Annotated in this window: 13 protein-coding genes; 7 read left to right on the top strand and 6 right to left on the bottom strand. The window is 65.3% G+C overall.

Annotation, left to right across the window (positions count from 1 at the left end; all coding sequences use genetic code 11):
* Window positions 1-10 precede the first annotated feature (10 nt).
* The gene (gene recR / locus ACIBW7_RS03860; RefSeq protein ID WP_040685989.1) at window positions 11-619 is read left to right on the top strand and encodes a recombination mediator RecR; all 609 of its coding nucleotides are present in this window, start codon (window positions 11-13) and stop codon (window positions 617-619) included.
* 36 nt (window positions 620-655) lie between these two features.
* On the top strand, window positions 656-1,270 hold the full coding sequence (locus ACIBW7_RS03855) for a LysE family translocator (RefSeq protein WP_397043747.1): 615 nt from the start codon (window positions 656-658) through the stop codon (window positions 1,268-1,270).
* Between the two features lie 3 nt (window positions 1,271-1,273).
* Here the strand turns inward: ACIBW7_RS03855 and ACIBW7_RS03850 are convergent, their stop codons facing one another.
* On the bottom strand, window positions 1,274-1,918 hold the full coding sequence (locus ACIBW7_RS03850) for a hypothetical protein (protein ID WP_397043745.1): 645 nt from the start codon (window positions 1,916-1,918) through the stop codon (window positions 1,274-1,276).
* Window positions 1,919-2,067: 149 nt separating this feature from the next.
* Here ACIBW7_RS03850 and ACIBW7_RS03845 point away from each other — a divergent pair, with 149 nt between their 5' ends.
* Window positions 2,068-2,883 carry a MerR family transcriptional regulator gene (locus tag ACIBW7_RS03845; RefSeq protein WP_397043744.1) on the top strand — a complete coding sequence of 272 codons (816 nt, stop codon included), beginning with the start codon at window positions 2,068-2,070 and terminating at the stop codon, window positions 2,881-2,883.
* A 16-nt stretch (window positions 2,884-2,899) separates the two neighbouring features.
* Window positions 2,900-3,250, top strand: coding sequence for a VOC family protein (locus ACIBW7_RS03840; RefSeq protein ID WP_397043742.1), 351 nt, complete (start codon window positions 2,900-2,902; stop codon window positions 3,248-3,250).
* A gap of 37 nt (window positions 3,251-3,287) precedes the next feature.
* Here the strand turns inward: ACIBW7_RS03840 and ACIBW7_RS03835 are convergent, their stop codons facing one another.
* Window positions 3,288-3,722: an SRPBCC family protein gene (locus ACIBW7_RS03835; RefSeq protein ID WP_397043740.1), complete on the bottom strand. Its 435-nt coding sequence runs from the start codon at window positions 3,720-3,722 to the stop codon at window positions 3,288-3,290.
* A gap of 313 nt (window positions 3,723-4,035) precedes the next feature.
* On the opposite strand from ACIBW7_RS03835, the gene ACIBW7_RS03830 reads away from it, so the two are divergent.
* Together ACIBW7_RS03830 and ACIBW7_RS03825 are read left to right on the top strand one after the other, a co-directional pair.
* Entirely contained in the window at window positions 4,036-5,472 is a 1,437-nt protein-coding gene (locus ACIBW7_RS03830) for an FAD-binding oxidoreductase (RefSeq protein ID WP_397043738.1), read from the top strand.
* Window positions 5,469-6,785, top strand: a complete 1,317-nt coding sequence (locus tag ACIBW7_RS03825; protein WP_397043737.1) for a class I SAM-dependent methyltransferase — start codon at window positions 5,469-5,471, stop codon at window positions 6,783-6,785. Before ACIBW7_RS03830 ends, ACIBW7_RS03825 begins: the two co-directional genes overlap by 4 nt.
* A gap of 22 nt (window positions 6,786-6,807) precedes the next feature.
* On the opposite strand, the gene ACIBW7_RS03820 is transcribed toward ACIBW7_RS03825, so the two are convergent.
* The 3 genes from ACIBW7_RS03820 to ACIBW7_RS03810 all read right to left on the bottom strand — a co-directional run bounded on the left by ACIBW7_RS03820 (window position 6,808) and on the right by ACIBW7_RS03810 (window position 11,690).
* Entirely contained in the window at window positions 6,808-10,389 is a 3,582-nt protein-coding gene (locus tag ACIBW7_RS03820) for a protein kinase (RefSeq protein ID WP_397043734.1), read from the bottom strand.
* Between the two features lie 168 nt (window positions 10,390-10,557).
* Window positions 10,558-11,169 (bottom strand): SgcJ/EcaC family oxidoreductase, encoded by a 612-nt coding sequence (locus ACIBW7_RS03815; protein ID WP_397043732.1) that lies wholly within the window; start codon window positions 11,167-11,169, stop codon window positions 10,558-10,560.
* A 26-nt stretch (window positions 11,170-11,195) separates the two neighbouring features.
* On the bottom strand, window positions 11,196-11,690 hold the full coding sequence (locus ACIBW7_RS03810; RefSeq protein WP_397043730.1) for an SgcJ/EcaC family oxidoreductase: 495 nt from the start codon (window positions 11,688-11,690) through the stop codon (window positions 11,196-11,198).
* A 91-nt stretch (window positions 11,691-11,781) separates the two neighbouring features.
* Here ACIBW7_RS03810 and ACIBW7_RS03805 point away from each other — a divergent pair, with 91 nt between their 5' ends.
* Window positions 11,782-12,234 (top strand): MarR family winged helix-turn-helix transcriptional regulator, encoded by a 453-nt coding sequence (locus ACIBW7_RS03805; protein WP_218007503.1) that lies wholly within the window; start codon window positions 11,782-11,784, stop codon window positions 12,232-12,234.
* A 42-nt stretch (window positions 12,235-12,276) separates the two neighbouring features.
* Here ACIBW7_RS03805 and ACIBW7_RS03800 read toward each other — a convergent pair whose 3' ends face one another.
* Window positions 12,277-13,413 carry an esterase-like activity of phytase family protein gene (locus ACIBW7_RS03800; RefSeq protein ID WP_397043727.1) on the bottom strand — a complete coding sequence of 379 codons (1,137 nt, stop codon included), beginning with the start codon at window positions 13,411-13,413 and terminating at the stop codon, window positions 12,277-12,279.
* Between the last annotated feature and the right edge of the window lie 69 nt (window positions 13,414-13,482).

Below are 13,482 nucleotides of genomic sequence, written 5' to 3'. Positions count from 1 at the left end.
GGGGACGTCTTTGTACGAGGGCCCGGTCCAGGATCTGATCGACGAGTTGGGCAAGTTGCCCGGCGTCGGTCCGAAAAGCGCGCAGCGCATCGCATTTCATCTGCTCCAGGTCGAGCCGCCCGACATCGACCGGCTGCAGGCCGCTTTGCAGAAGGTGCGCGACGGCGTGCAGTTCTGCATCGTCTGCGGCACGGTCTCGGATAACGAAATGTGCCGCATCTGTTCGGATCCGCGCCGCGACCGCACCATGATCTGCGTGGTCGAGGAGCCGAAGGATGTGCAGGCCATCGAGCGCACCCGCGAATTCCGCGGGCGCTATCACGTGCTCGGTGGCGCACTCGATCCACTCAGCGGCATCGGACCGGATCAGCTGCGCATTCGAGAGCTGTTGGCGCGCATCGGCAATCAGGAGGACGGCGTCGATGTCAGCGAGGTGATCATCGCGACCGACCCGAATACCGAGGGCGAGGCGACGGCCACCTACCTGGTGCGGATGCTGCGCGATTTTCCGGGATTGTCGGTGACGCGTTTGGCATCCGGGCTGCCGATGGGCGGCGATCTCGAATTCGCCGACGAACTCACCCTGGGCCGCGCGCTATCAGGTCGGCGGGCACTGTAGCTTGCGTTCGGCCGGGCACGGGTTACTGTGTCGGGGATGAGCATCAAGTTCTTGCTGACCACGCTCGTCATCGTCGCCACACCCGGCACCGGCGTGCTGTTCACGCTGGCGGCCGGACTTTCCCGAGGGACGAAGGCCAGCGTGATCGCGGCCTTCGGCTGCACGCTCGGCATCATTCCGCACATGATCGCGGCCGTCACCGGACTGGCCGCACTGCTCAATGCGAGTGCCGTCGCCTTCCAGACGCTGAAGTATCTCGGTGTCGCCTACCTGCTGTACATGGCGTGGAATACGTTCCGGGACAAGGGCGCACTGGCCGTACCGGAGGCCGAGGCCGGGACTCCTTCCGCCCGACAGGTGATCACCTCGGCGGTGCTGCTCAATATCCTCAACCCGAAGCTGACGATCTTCTTCTTCGCCTTCCTGCCCCAGTTCGTACCGACAAGTGCGCCGAATGCCTTGATGCGCATGCTCGAACTGAGCGGGCTCTTCATGCTCGCCACATTCGTGGTGTTCGCGGTCTACGGTGCCTGCGCGGCCGCCGTGCGCAACCAGGTGATTTCCCGGCCCGCCGTGGTCACCTGGATGCGCCGGGTGTTCGGGGCCTCGTTCATTGCCCTGGCCGGTCGGCTCGCGGTACAGAATCAGTAAGCGTCAGACGGAGATTCGACTCCATGGCAGAGCCTGCAGCCGGGTGCGGTCGTCGATCGCCCAGTCCCAGATCAGGTCCGCGACGGTCTGCGGGTCGGTGACGGTGATGCCGAAGTGCTGGTCCGGGGCGCCATCTCGATATTCGAGGGTGAACGTCCCGGACTTGTCGCGGTAGGTCTGGATGTAGACCTGCTCGTCACGTTCGACGACCAGATACGGATTCGGCGGCGCCAGCTCGGAAATCCACTGGTCGGCAAGGGCTTTCGTCAAATAGGGGAATTCGCCCGCGCCACCGTGGGTGACCAGTGCGGGTACATGTCCGGCCGGATCCATCAGCCAGGCCAGCTGCGGATCGTAGACGGCATAGTTCAGCGGTGTCGCGATCTCGAACAGCAACTGCCGGACGAATCCGATCGCGTCGTACGGGCACGGCACGTGCAGCACCGCACCGGTCACCGCGCCGCCGACCGGAACCGTGCTCAGGAATCCGTCCTGCTCGGGTAGTTCGGCATTGCGCCTGTTCAGCTCCGCCGCCATCGCCGCGACCGGTTCCGTCTCGGGTCGCCCCTGCTGGGTTGCCAGATACGCGTCGACCTGCGCGATCGTCATCGCGACACCGGACGGCAACAAGACGTGGTCGTAGCTCACCAGAACAGCGTACGGGGGAGTAGGAATTGGACAGATGCGCACCATGCGCTGGTGTTATCGGTCTCTCGGGGGCCGACGCCGGCACCAGCGCATGGTGCGCAGCCGACCAGGTTGACTCTCCCGTGGGGGGAGGGTGTTCGCTGGTGGGTATGGCAGCGACAGTTTCGATTGGGGAGTTTGCCAGGTTGACGTATCTCAGTGTGAAGACGCTGCGGTACTACCACGAGGTCGAGTTGCTGGAACCCGTTGCGATCGACGCGGGGTCGGGGTATCGGCGGTATTCGGTCGATCAGGTCGCGCAGGCGCATTTGATTCGTCGGCTGCGGGGGCTGGATATGCCACTGCCGGAGATCAAGGCGGTGCTCGCGGCCGCGGATACCGAGTCCCGGGATGCCGCGTTGCGCGCGCATCTCGAACGCATGGAAGCGGAGTTGCGGCGCACGCGGTCGGTGGTTGCTTCGCTGCGCTCGCTGCTCACACCGGCCGCGCCGATCACCGTCGAATACCGGTCGATCGCGGCATTTCCGGCGCTCGCGTACGTCGATTCGGTGAGCCGGGATGCGATCGGCGACTGGTGCGCTGCCGCATTTCCGCTACTGCACGAGACGTTGGCCGCGACGAATATCGCGCCGGACGGTGTCGACGGCGCGACCTATTCGATGGAATTCTTCGAGGACGACGCGGGCGAGGTCGCCGCTTTCATCCCGATTCCGGCCGACCCGCGGATCGCGCTACCGAGCGAACTCTCGATCATCGAACTGCCCGCGCGCCGCTTCGCGATCACCGTGCACTCCGGCCCGTTCGACGATTTCGACCGCACCTACGGCGCCCTCGGCAGCCATGTCGCCGAACACGACACCTCGCTCGCCGAACCCGTCCGCGAGCTGTACGTCCTCGGTCCGGGCGAAATCGACGACCCCAACGCCTACCGCACCGAACTCTGCTGGCCCATCGGTCGGCTCTGAAAGAGAGAGAACCACAATGACACTCACGATCGGGCATATCACCTTCGACTGTGCCGATGCCGCTACGCTCGCCGGTTTCTGGTCCGAGTTGTTGAACCGTCCGCTGGACGAGAACGCAAGCCCGGAGTTCGCCACGGTCGGGATGGCCGAAGGCGCGGCGCCGGTGCTGATGTTCATCCAGGTGCCGGATAAGACGCCCGGCAAGAATGTGATCCACCTGGATCTGCAGGCCGCGGACTGGCGCGATCAGATCGATCGCGCAATCGGCCTCGGCGCCGAGCACATCGGCGATTTCGACGAGTACGGCACGCAATGGGCAACGCTGGCCGATCCGGAGGGAAATCTCTTCGATATCGCGGCTGGATAAGAAAAGGCCCGACGCCTGTCGGGCCTTTTCTGTTATCTCAGGAGAGTTCGCGCTGCAGGTTCGCGAGCACCTCGGCCTGAATCTTCTTCAGCCCCAACGGCGCGAAGATCCCCTCGAAGATCCCCGCGACACCGCCCGCACCCTTCCACGACGTGCGCAGTGTGACCTGCGAACCCGTACCGTCCGGCGTCACCGTCCAGGTGTTCACCAGCGTCGAATTCGAATCACGTTCGGTCACGATGGAATCCGAGACCGACACGACCGCGTGGATGTTGCGGGACCGCTTCTCGGTGGCCTGCAGGGTCCACTCGGCGACGGTGCCCGCGCCCTGACCACCCTCGACCACCTTGTAGTCGCGGTAGTGCGCGGAGAGGATGCGCGGACGCACCTTCTCGTAATCCGCGATGGCCTCGAGTGCGCGCTGCGGATCCGCCGCGACGGCGATCGAACTGCTGGCGCTGACCTGTCCCACGATGAGCTCCTTGTCCGGGCAGTGATTTGCCTCTATCCTGCCCTGTCCCCGCCGCTGCGCGACGACCAGGTCGGTCTTGTTGATCACCGCGCGCCGACCGGTCTGCACTGTTAGGCTTCCCGATCAGATTGCGCCGGAGGGGATCCATGCGATATGTCGTGCGAAGCGGGTGTTCGAAACCGCCCGGATCACCGCCGGACTGACACGGCGAGTCCTGGGTATTCCCGATGCAACAGATGCGTGACATTTATCCCTCGTCGGTGACCTTGCAGTGGCTTGTGTTACCGGTGCGTACTAGCGTCGAGGAGTGGCAGTGAGTCTGTTGGGGAAGGCCGGACACGCATCGGCCGCACACGAATCAGGGTTCGCCGCGCATCGAGCGGGTGTGGACCGGCTGTTGGCCAGTTACCGCGCGATACCCGCGAACGCCAACGTGCGACTGGCGAAGAAGACTTCGAATCTGTTCCGGGCCAGGGCCGAGAACACCGCACCCGGCCTGGATGTTTCCGGCCTCGCCGAGGTCATCGCGGTGGACGTGGAAGCCAAGTCCGCCGACGTCGCCGGGATGACCACCTACGAGGATCTGGTGGCCGCGACACTGCCCTACGGGCTCGCCCCGCTGGTGGTGCCGCAGCTCAAGACAATCACCCTCGGTGGCGCGGTCACCGGTCTCGGCATCGAATCGACCTCGTTCCGCAGCGGCCTGCCGCACGAGTCGGTGCTGGAGATGGACGTGCTGACCGGGGCGGGCGAGATCATTACCGCGACACCGGATGGCGAGCACGCGGACCTGTTCCGGGGCTTCCCGAACTCCTACGGCACCCTCGGCTATTCGGTCCGCCTGAAGATCGAGTTGGAGACCGTCCAGCCCTATGTGGCGCTGCGGCATGTCCGCTTCCACGACCTGCGCGAGCTGGAGTCCACCCTCGCCGGGATCGTCACGGACAAGACCTACGACGGCGAACGCGTCGACTACCTCGACGGCGTGGTCTTCACCGCCGACGAGAGCTATCTGACGCTCGGCCGACAGACCGACGAGCCCGGCCCGGTCAGCGACTACACCGGCATGGACATCTACTACCGGTCCATCCAGCACGACTCCGACCGGCCCAAACGCGACCGGCTGACCATCCACGACTATCTCTGGCGCTGGGACACCGACTGGTTCTGGTGTTCGCGCGCCTTCGGTGCCCAGAACCCGAAGATCCGCCGGTTCTGGCCGAAGCGCTACCGGCGTAGCAGCTTCTATTGGAAGCTCATCGCACTCGATCACAAGTACGATATCGGCGACAAACTGGAGGCCCGCCAGGGCAATCCGCCGCGCGAGCGTGTGGTGCAGGACGTCGAGGTTCCGGTCGAGCGGACCGCGGATTTCGTCGAATGGTTCCTGCGCGAAATTCCGATCGAACCGATCTGGCTGTGCCCGCTGCGACTGCGCGAAAACGACGCATCGGCGACGGGGCGTCCATGGCCGCTGTATCCGCTGCAGCCGAACCGTACCTACGTCAATGTCGGATTCTGGTCCGCGGTGCCGACCGTCGCAGGTCAGCAGGAGGGTAAGGCCAACCGCGCGATCGAGCAGACCGTCACCGAGTTCGACGGGCACAAATCCCTGTACTCGGATTCGTATTACGGCGAGGATGAATTCGCGGCCCTGTACGGCGGCGAGACCTACACCGATTTGAAGAAGCGCTACGACCCGGACCAGCGACTGCTGGATTTGTATTCGAAGGCGGTGCAACGCAAATGACTACATTCAAGGACCGTTCCGATGTCTTCGCGGACCTCGGGACAAAACTCAGCATTGCCGAGATCTTCGAGACGCTGATCGACGGCGACGTTCCGATTCGGCTGACCGCCTACGACGGCAGCACGACCGGGCCGGAGGATTCGGAATACACCCTGGAGATCAAATCCCCACGCGGGATCAACTACCTGGCCACCGCGCCCGGCGATCTCGGCATGGCCCGCGCCTACATCGCCGGCGATATGACCGCCACCGGCGTGCACCCCGGCGACCCGTACGACATTCTCCGGGCGATGGACGGGCTGAAGTTCCGTCGTCCGTCGGCGCTCGCGCTGGTCACCATCGCCCGCTCGCTCGGCTGGGAGCGGCTCAAGCCGATCGCGCCGCCACCGCAGGAGACGCTGCCGCGCTGGCGCCGGATCGCGCTGGAGGGTTTGCGGCACTCCAAGACTCGCGATGCCGAGGCCATCCACCACCACTACGACGTCTCCAACACCTTCTACGAATACGTCCTCGGCCCCTCGATGACCTACACCTGCGCGACCTACGGGGACGAGAACTGGACGCTGGAGCAGGCCCAGGAGAACAAGTACCGCTTGGTCTTCGACAAGCTGCGGCTGAAGGAGGGCGACCGGCTGCTCGATATCGGCTGCGGCTGGGGTGGCATGGTGCGCTACGCGGCCAAGCGCGGCGTCAAGGTCATCGGCGCAACACTATCCGCGGAACAAGCCGAATGGGCGCAGCAGAAGATCGCCGAAGAGGGTCTGTCCGACCTCGCCGAAGTGCGGCATTCCGACTACCGCGATATTCCGGAGGTCGACTTCGACGCCGTCTCCTCGATCGGCCTGACCGAACACATCGGGGTGCACAACTACCCGTTCTACTTCGACTACATCAAGAGCAAGCTACGCGAGGGCGGCCTGTTCCTGAACCACTGCATCACCAGGCCGGACAACACCCGGACCACCAAGGCCGGTGACTTCATCGACCGCTACGTCTTCCCGGACGGCGAGCTGATCGGCTCCGGCCGGATCATCTCCGAGATCCAGAACATCGGCCTCGAGGTGATCCACGAGGAGAACCTGCGCGAGCACTACGCGCTCACCCTGCACGAGTGGTGTAAGAATCTGGTCGCCAACTGGGATGCCTGCGTCGAAGAGGTCGGCGAGGGCACCGCGAAGGTGTGGGGCCTGTACATGGCCGGTTGCCGACTCGGCTTCCAGCGCAATGTGGTTCAGCTGCACCAGGTGCTCGGCGTCAAGCTGGGCCCGAACGGCGAATCCGGTCTGCCGCTGCGCCCGTGGTGGCAGCCGTAATCAGCGACCGAAACTGCCCGTCCTAGCCCAGGATTTCATCCAGGAACAGGGCGGGCAGCGTCGTTTCGCCGGCTTGTCCCGGTGTCGCACGCAGTTCGGTGCGCAGCACGCGCAGGATGCCGAGCACACCGGGGCCCGCATCCAAAAGCGGCATGGTCCAACCGTGTTCGGCGCAGGTGGATGCCGCGGGCAGCAGCAGTCCGGTGGCCTCGCCGACCCACCCGGAGGCAGCCAGACATTCGGCGAGCAGCAGTACGGTATCCAACTCCGCTCGGGGACGGTGCTGTTCGACCATGCGAGCGTGTAGCGCGCGGGCCCGGCGCACCGCGCGATCGTCGGCACGCAGCTGACGTTCGGACAACAGTGCGCGGATCGCGGCGATCTCCTCCGCCTCGGCGGCCAGCGCCGCCGCGCCCCGCATCCGATGGGCCTGGTGAATGGTTCCGGAGATATCCGATTCATATCCGGTCGCGGCGTCGGCGACCCGCCGGGCCGCGGTATCGGTCAGCAGTCCCAGGCGCAGCCGCTCGGCGCGGATATGCGCGGCGAGCCGGATCAGCCTGTTATCGGCCGCGATTCGATCGCCCTCGTCCAGCCGAGCCGTGGCGGTATACAGATCGCCGAGCGCGGCCTTGACCCTGGCGCCGACCACGAAGGTGGAGATCAGGAAGTCCACCGGACCGACCCGGGTGACCAACTGATGACTGTCGTCGAGCAGTCGGTCCGCGGTATCCAGATCGCCCCGGCGGTAACTCATTTCGCCGAGCAGCGCCGCGGCCACCCGCACCGCATCGGAGCGCGGTCCCGACTTCTGCCGTGCGGTCTCCCACGCCTGCTGGAAACAGCTTGTGGCAGTGGCGATATCGAGCTGTTCATAGGCCGCCGCACCCTTGCCGCACAGTCCGAAAACCTCGCCGAGCGGATCCTTGGATCGAGCGTGATACGGCGCCGCCCATTCCTGGATTTCGCGCGCCCCGTCGAAATCGAATTCGCACAAGCGCACGAAGGAGGTCAGATTCGCGGCGGTCGATACGGTCCAGGCAGGTAGTTCATCGGGCTTCTCCAGACATTCGGCCACCCGGTCGAGCACGCCTTCGGTGTGGTCACGCGCGATCTGATCCGAGGCCGCGAGCACCACGGCCTGGCAGCGCTGCCGGTCCGCATCGTCATCGGTGGACGACCCGCGCGCCAGCACATTGGACAATCGGCCCAAGGCCGCGCGCGCCGCGGCGGGCTGCTGCAGATTCACATTCGCCCTGGCGACGGCCATCAGCAGTTTGGATCGGGAAGCCACCTGCTGCACCGGCAGTTTCGATACCGTCCCCAGCAGCGTCGCGAGGCGGGACTTATCGATGAGGTCCATGCCGCCGCTCTCGAGCAGATCCAGCGCCATCTTCAGATCCGTCGCCGCCAGCGCGTGATCGACCGACTTGCGCAGCAAATTGTGTTCGGCATACCAGCGAGAGGCCTTGCGATGCAATGCCTTCACCTTGCTCGGATCGGCCCGCTCCAAGCGCGCCCGCAGATGTTCAGCGAAGAGCGGCTGCATCCGGAACCACTCGGGATCATGGGCGATGCGCCGGACGAACAACTCGCGCTGTTCGGCCTGCTCGAGCATCGATTCGCCGTCCGGCTCCTCCGACAGAGCAGAGGCCAGCGAACCGCTGACCCGCTCGGTGATCGAGATCGAGGTCAAGAAGTCGAGCATCTTGGGTTCGAGAGCGTCCAGGACGTTTTCGGCGAGATACTCGCGGATGCCGTGACTGCCCTCCGCCAGATTCGCGATCAATCGATCCGGATCGACATTGCCGCGCAACGACAAACTCACCAGTTGGACCGCGGCGGGCCAGCCGTCGGTGGTCGCGTGGATCGCCTCGATCTGGTTATCGGTGAGCGCGAATCCGTTGCGCTGCACCAGGATTTCCTTGGTCTCTCCGGTGGTCAGGCGCAACGCCGAAGAGCCTATTTCGACCAGTTCGTCGTGCACCCGCATCCGACTGGTCGGCAGGCCCGACTGCTCCCGACTGGTCACCACGAAGCGCAAGTGGTGACATCCGTTGTCCAGCAAGGCATCCATCGCCCGCCGCGCACCCGCATCGCTGACCCGATGCCAGTCATCCACGATCACCACGACGGTGGTCCCGCCGGCATGGATCTCATCGATCAGCGTGGAGATGACATAGGCGACCGCGTCGGCGGGCCGTTCCTCGAGCACCTGGTCCAAGCCCTCGCCGATATCCGGACGAACCCGGCGGATCGCCTGGATGAGGTGGGCCAGGAACCAGATCTCGTTATCGTCGTCCTGGTCGACGCCGAGCCAGGCCACCGGGACCCCGCCATCGGTCAGCTCGTTGCGCCACTGCGCGGCGACCGTGCTCTTACCGAATCCAGCCGGTGCGTGGATCACCGCGAGCCTGCGGCGGCCACCGGCGCGCAGGGTATCGAGTAGACGCGGGCGCGGCACCGGGTCACGGGCCGGAGTCGGCGGGCGGAATTTCGTCGTCGCCGTCGGCGGCAGGGTCGGCGCGGCCGAGCTGGAACTGCTCGGATGCTGTGATACCGCGGGACGTAACGTCAACGGCCAACTGCGGCGTGCGGTCACCGCTGGTCGTGACGCGGTCGGCTCGGCCACCTGCACACGATCCGCCCCGTCCAGCACCACCGAAGTGTCCAACAGCGCCATCTCATCGGGCATCTGATCGTGCTCGCGTTGCACCGTGCGCAGCAGCTCACCGAACTCGAAGGCCGAGGCGGGCCGGTTACCCGGATCTGTGTCCATCGCATGCTGGATGGCATCGGCGACATCGTCGGGAAGGTCTTGGCCGTGCAGGTCCGGCACCGGCTGGGTGGTGATCCGCAGGAATTGCGCGACCACCTTCTCCCCCGATTGCCGTTCGAAGGCGGCATGTCCGGTCAGCAGGGCGAACAGCGTCGAGCCGAGTCCGTATACATCGGAGCGGACGGTCGGCTCGTCGCCCTTGAGCACCTCGGGAGCGGTGAAGGCGGGTGAGCCCGTGATCAGCCTGCTGGAGGTGCGGAAACCTCCCGGAATCCGGGCGATTCCGAAATCCGTTAGTTGCGGTTCGCCATAAGCGCTGAGCAGGACGTTCGCCGGTTTGACGTCCCGATGCAGCACCTGGGCCCGATGCGCGCTCTCGATCGCACCCGCCAGCTTCACCCCGGCCCGCAGGGAATCCGCCCAGGTGAGCGGGCCCTGTTCCCGAATGAGCTGGTCGAGCGAACCCCGGGTGCAGAAGGGCATCACGATGAACGGCTGACCGGTCGGGGTGACATCGACCTGCAGGATGTCGACGATATTCGGATGGCCGGACAGCCGGCCCATCGCCTGCTCTTCGCGCAGGAATCGTTCACGGCTCTCGGCATCGATCTCCGAGGACAGCACCTTGACCGCGACCACCCGGTTCAGTGCGTACTGGACACAGCGGTACACCACCCCGAACCCGCCCCGGCCGATCTCGACGGCACTCGACAGGCCCATCGCCTCCAGCTCGTCGACGATATCGATGGGCGCATGCCGCTGTGTGTCCGATTCGGCCGGAGTCGATTCGGTGTTTGCCTTGCCCGAACGCATCTGTGGATTCATGTGACCACCTCGAATTCACATCGAATCGGCGTCACCGGCGACCGAGAAGCACACGGACATCGGACATCGCGAAACGATCTCGCGATGCCCGATATGTCACGCATACTCCAACGTAGCGCGGTATCAACCCGAGTGGGTGGCTTTCGAAACAGCGTGGTTCCGACCGCCTCAGCGCTCGGCGGCGGGCCCGGTCGCCGGATCGTAGAGAAACGAGATCCGCTCCATGACGTTCTTGCGCTGCGTGTTCTGGAACGCGGCGATCAACCAGCGACCGTCTTGGCGAACCATCGTGTAGGTCTGCGTTTTCGATAGCTCCTCGGGAGGCTTCGGGTCGCCCTTGTAGGTATCGCCGCGGCTGGTGACGACGGCGGTATCCGGGCCGTAGAAGCGGATGCAGAGAACCGAATCGGTGAGGTCGGTGCCCTTCTTGAAGCCCTTGAACAGGGCGCGGTGGCCCTCGACGATATCGGCGCGGCCCTGGTAGTAGGTGCCGACGAAGCTTGTGTAGGTGGCGTCCTCGGTGAACAGGGCGCCATAGGCGTCGGCGTCGCCGCGACCCCAGGCGTCGGTGAGTTGGTCGAGCAGATCGCAGACTTCCCGGGCCGACTGCGGCGCGGGCGTGGCGACGGTGGTGCAGGCGGTCGTGCCGAGGTTGTGCACGTCCGAGGTCTGGTCCAGCCAGAGGTAGCCGCCGCCCGCGGAGACGCCGAGGGTTATGGCGGAGGCGGCCAGGACGCGGGAGACGATGCGGCGGCGATTGCGGGGCGCGGGGGCATTCATGGCGGATCCTTTGGGGCAGTGGGAGTTCAGCGCTCGGCAGCCGGGCGGGCGGCGGGGGTGGACAGATAGGTGATGCGCTCCATGAGCTTGTTGCGCTTGGTGTTCTGGAAGGCGGCGATCAGCCAGCGGCCGTCGCGGCGGACCATGGTGTAGGTCTGAGTTTTGGTGAGCCGCTTGGGCTTGCCCTTAAAGGTGTCGCCGTGGCTGTTGACCACGGCGGTATCCGGGCCGTAGAAGCGGATGTCGACGATGTCGTCGGCCAGCCGGGTGCCCTTCAGGACGCTGCCGAACAGGGCGCGATGCGAGGCGACGATATCGGCGCGGCCGCGGTAGAGGGTGCCGAGAAAGCTTGTGTAGGTGGCGTCTTCGGTGAAGACGGTGCCGTAGGCATCGGCATCGCCGCGGCCCCAAGCATCGACCAATTCCGCGAGTACGGCTTCGATGGCCTGGGTGTCATTGCTGCGCCCACCCGTCGCCCGACCGCCGCCCCTCATCGAATCGCTACGCGATGCTGCATTCATTTCGCCCTCCATGCTAGATTTCTTCTTGGAAGAGCTTTCTTTATTGAAGAAGTCTCTTCGCTGAAGAAGAGATTAGGAGATGGAGGTATCCGTGTCAACACCCGCGATGCGCCCGGATGCGAGCGAGGTCTACCGCCGCTATCTGAGCGCGGTCATGCTGCACGGACAGGCCGGTGCACGCGCCGTCGACCTGGGCGCGACCGACCTCTACGCCCTGAACATCCTGGAACTCAACGGCGCCATGACGCCCGGCGAACTCGGCGCGCGCAGTGGGCTGACCACCGGCCCGACCACCCGCCTCATCGATCGCCTGGAAGACGCGGGCTATGTGCGGCGCGTACCGGTTCCCGGCGACCGCCGCAAAGTCATCGTCGAATTGATCGACAAGCCAGCCGATCTCGATGAAATCCTGGCCCCCGCCCGCCGCGCCATCGGCGAAATCCTCGGCGGCTATTCGGCCGAACAGCGCGAGGTGCTCTTCGACTACTTCACCCGTGCCGCCGACGCGTACTACCAGGCCGCGGAAGATCTGCGCCCCAGCTGAACTACAGGCCGGCCGCCGAGACTTCGATGGCCGGGCTTCGGTCTACTGCTGGACAGCCAGTGCCACGATCTGAGTGACCTGCTTATCCGAAAAGTTGTTGTCGCTGACCAGGATCAGGGTGCGCTCGCCCGACGGCAGGCGCGGACCCCAGGTCATGCCCTCGATATTGTCGATCGGATCGAGGCCGAGGTCGACGAGGTCGACCAGCAAGCGCTTGGCGACCGGCCGGGCGGTGCCGAGCGGAGCATCGAGGATATTGGCCGCGCCATTGGTATCGGCCTGGTAGATCCGGATCTTATTGCCGATACCGAGCACGTAAGAGCGTTCCAGGACAAGGAATTTCGTGGGATCGAGCGGATCGGCGGCCAGGATCGAGGCAATGCCGTTCATCCCCTGGCCCGGCTCCGGACTCGACTCGGCGAAGACCGGCTCCATCGGGTAGGCGTACTGAGCGAGCAGCGGGCCGAAGCGCGCCTGCACCGTAATCCGTGAAGTGGCACCGGTTTTCGCTGTTGCGAGCGGACCGTCCTGCAGCAGCGGGCCCTCGACGGAGCTCACGAACAGCGCGCCGCCCGCCGCGAAGGTCGCGCCCTCGAGCGCGAGATTCTGGCGCGGACCGGTGGCCGGGCGCATCCGCTCGTTCTCCGGAATCGGGAGTTCGGCGGCGAAAGCGCCGTCCGGGTGGGCGATTCGGACCGAGGGGTCGGCGAGCACGGCATCGGTGCGCTCACCCTCCTGTGTCCAGAAGTAGTCACCGGTCCACGGGTCGACCCGAATCTCCTCCGGATCCAAGGACTTCGGCGCGTACAGCGAGCCGTCCGGAGTGCGCAGCGGGCGGGTCCCGGTGAACATCACCGGACCGATGCCGCTGTCGCCCACACCGAATCGCGCGGTATAGAAACGCGCCGGATCACGCTCTGATCTGTCGTCGCTGATCAGCACATATTCGCCGGTGCCCGGCTGGAAATCGATGCCGGACAGGCCGCCGACGGTAGTGCCTTGAAAGTCCGTGTCGAACGGAATGATCTGCTCGCCGAGTAAGCGCACCCCAGCGGCATCGAGTGCGACGGGCCTGCCAAGCGAAGGCGCGGCAGGCTGGGGCGCGGCCTCGGCCACCGGGGCCACAGCACACGCGAGCGCTACGACCGCTACGAGCAGGGACTGTCCACGTCTGACCACAATCAGCCACCGTATCGACGACAGCGATCGCCCAGGTTAACGGCATCCGAAATCGATGCCCGGAAAGGC

Source organism: Nocardia sp. NPDC049526, assembly GCF_044465765.1.
Taxonomy (GTDB): Bacteria; Actinomycetota; Actinomycetes; order Mycobacteriales; family Mycobacteriaceae; genus Nocardia.
Note: the sequence above shows the minus strand (reverse complement) of the source record. Positions and strands in the feature narration are given on the sequence as shown.

What these genes read in the sequence shown, in the direction of transcription:
- ACIBW7_RS03855 (WP_397043747.1), top strand. Translation starts at nt 656, where the DNA reads ATGAGCATCAAGTTCTTGCTGACCACGCTCGTCATCGTCGCCACACCC.
- ACIBW7_RS03845 (WP_397043744.1), top strand. Translation starts at nt 2,068, where the DNA reads ATGGCAGCGACAGTTTCGATTGGGGAGTTTGCCAGGTTGACGTATCTC.
- ACIBW7_RS03840 (WP_397043742.1), top strand. Translation starts at nt 2,900, where the DNA reads ATGACACTCACGATCGGGCATATCACCTTCGACTGTGCCGATGCCGCT.
- ACIBW7_RS03825 (WP_397043737.1), top strand. Translation starts at nt 5,469, where the DNA reads ATGACTACATTCAAGGACCGTTCCGATGTCTTCGCGGACCTCGGGACA.
- ACIBW7_RS03820 (WP_397043734.1), bottom strand. Translation starts at nt 10,389, where the DNA reads ATGAATCCACAGATGCGTTCGGGCAAGGCAAACACCGAATCGACTCCG.
- ACIBW7_RS03815 (WP_397043732.1), bottom strand. Translation starts at nt 11,169, where the DNA reads ATGAATGCCCCCGCGCCCCGCAATCGCCGCCGCATCGTCTCCCGCGTC.
- ACIBW7_RS03810 (WP_397043730.1), bottom strand. Translation starts at nt 11,690, where the DNA reads ATGAATGCAGCATCGCGTAGCGATTCGATGAGGGGCGGCGGTCGGGCG.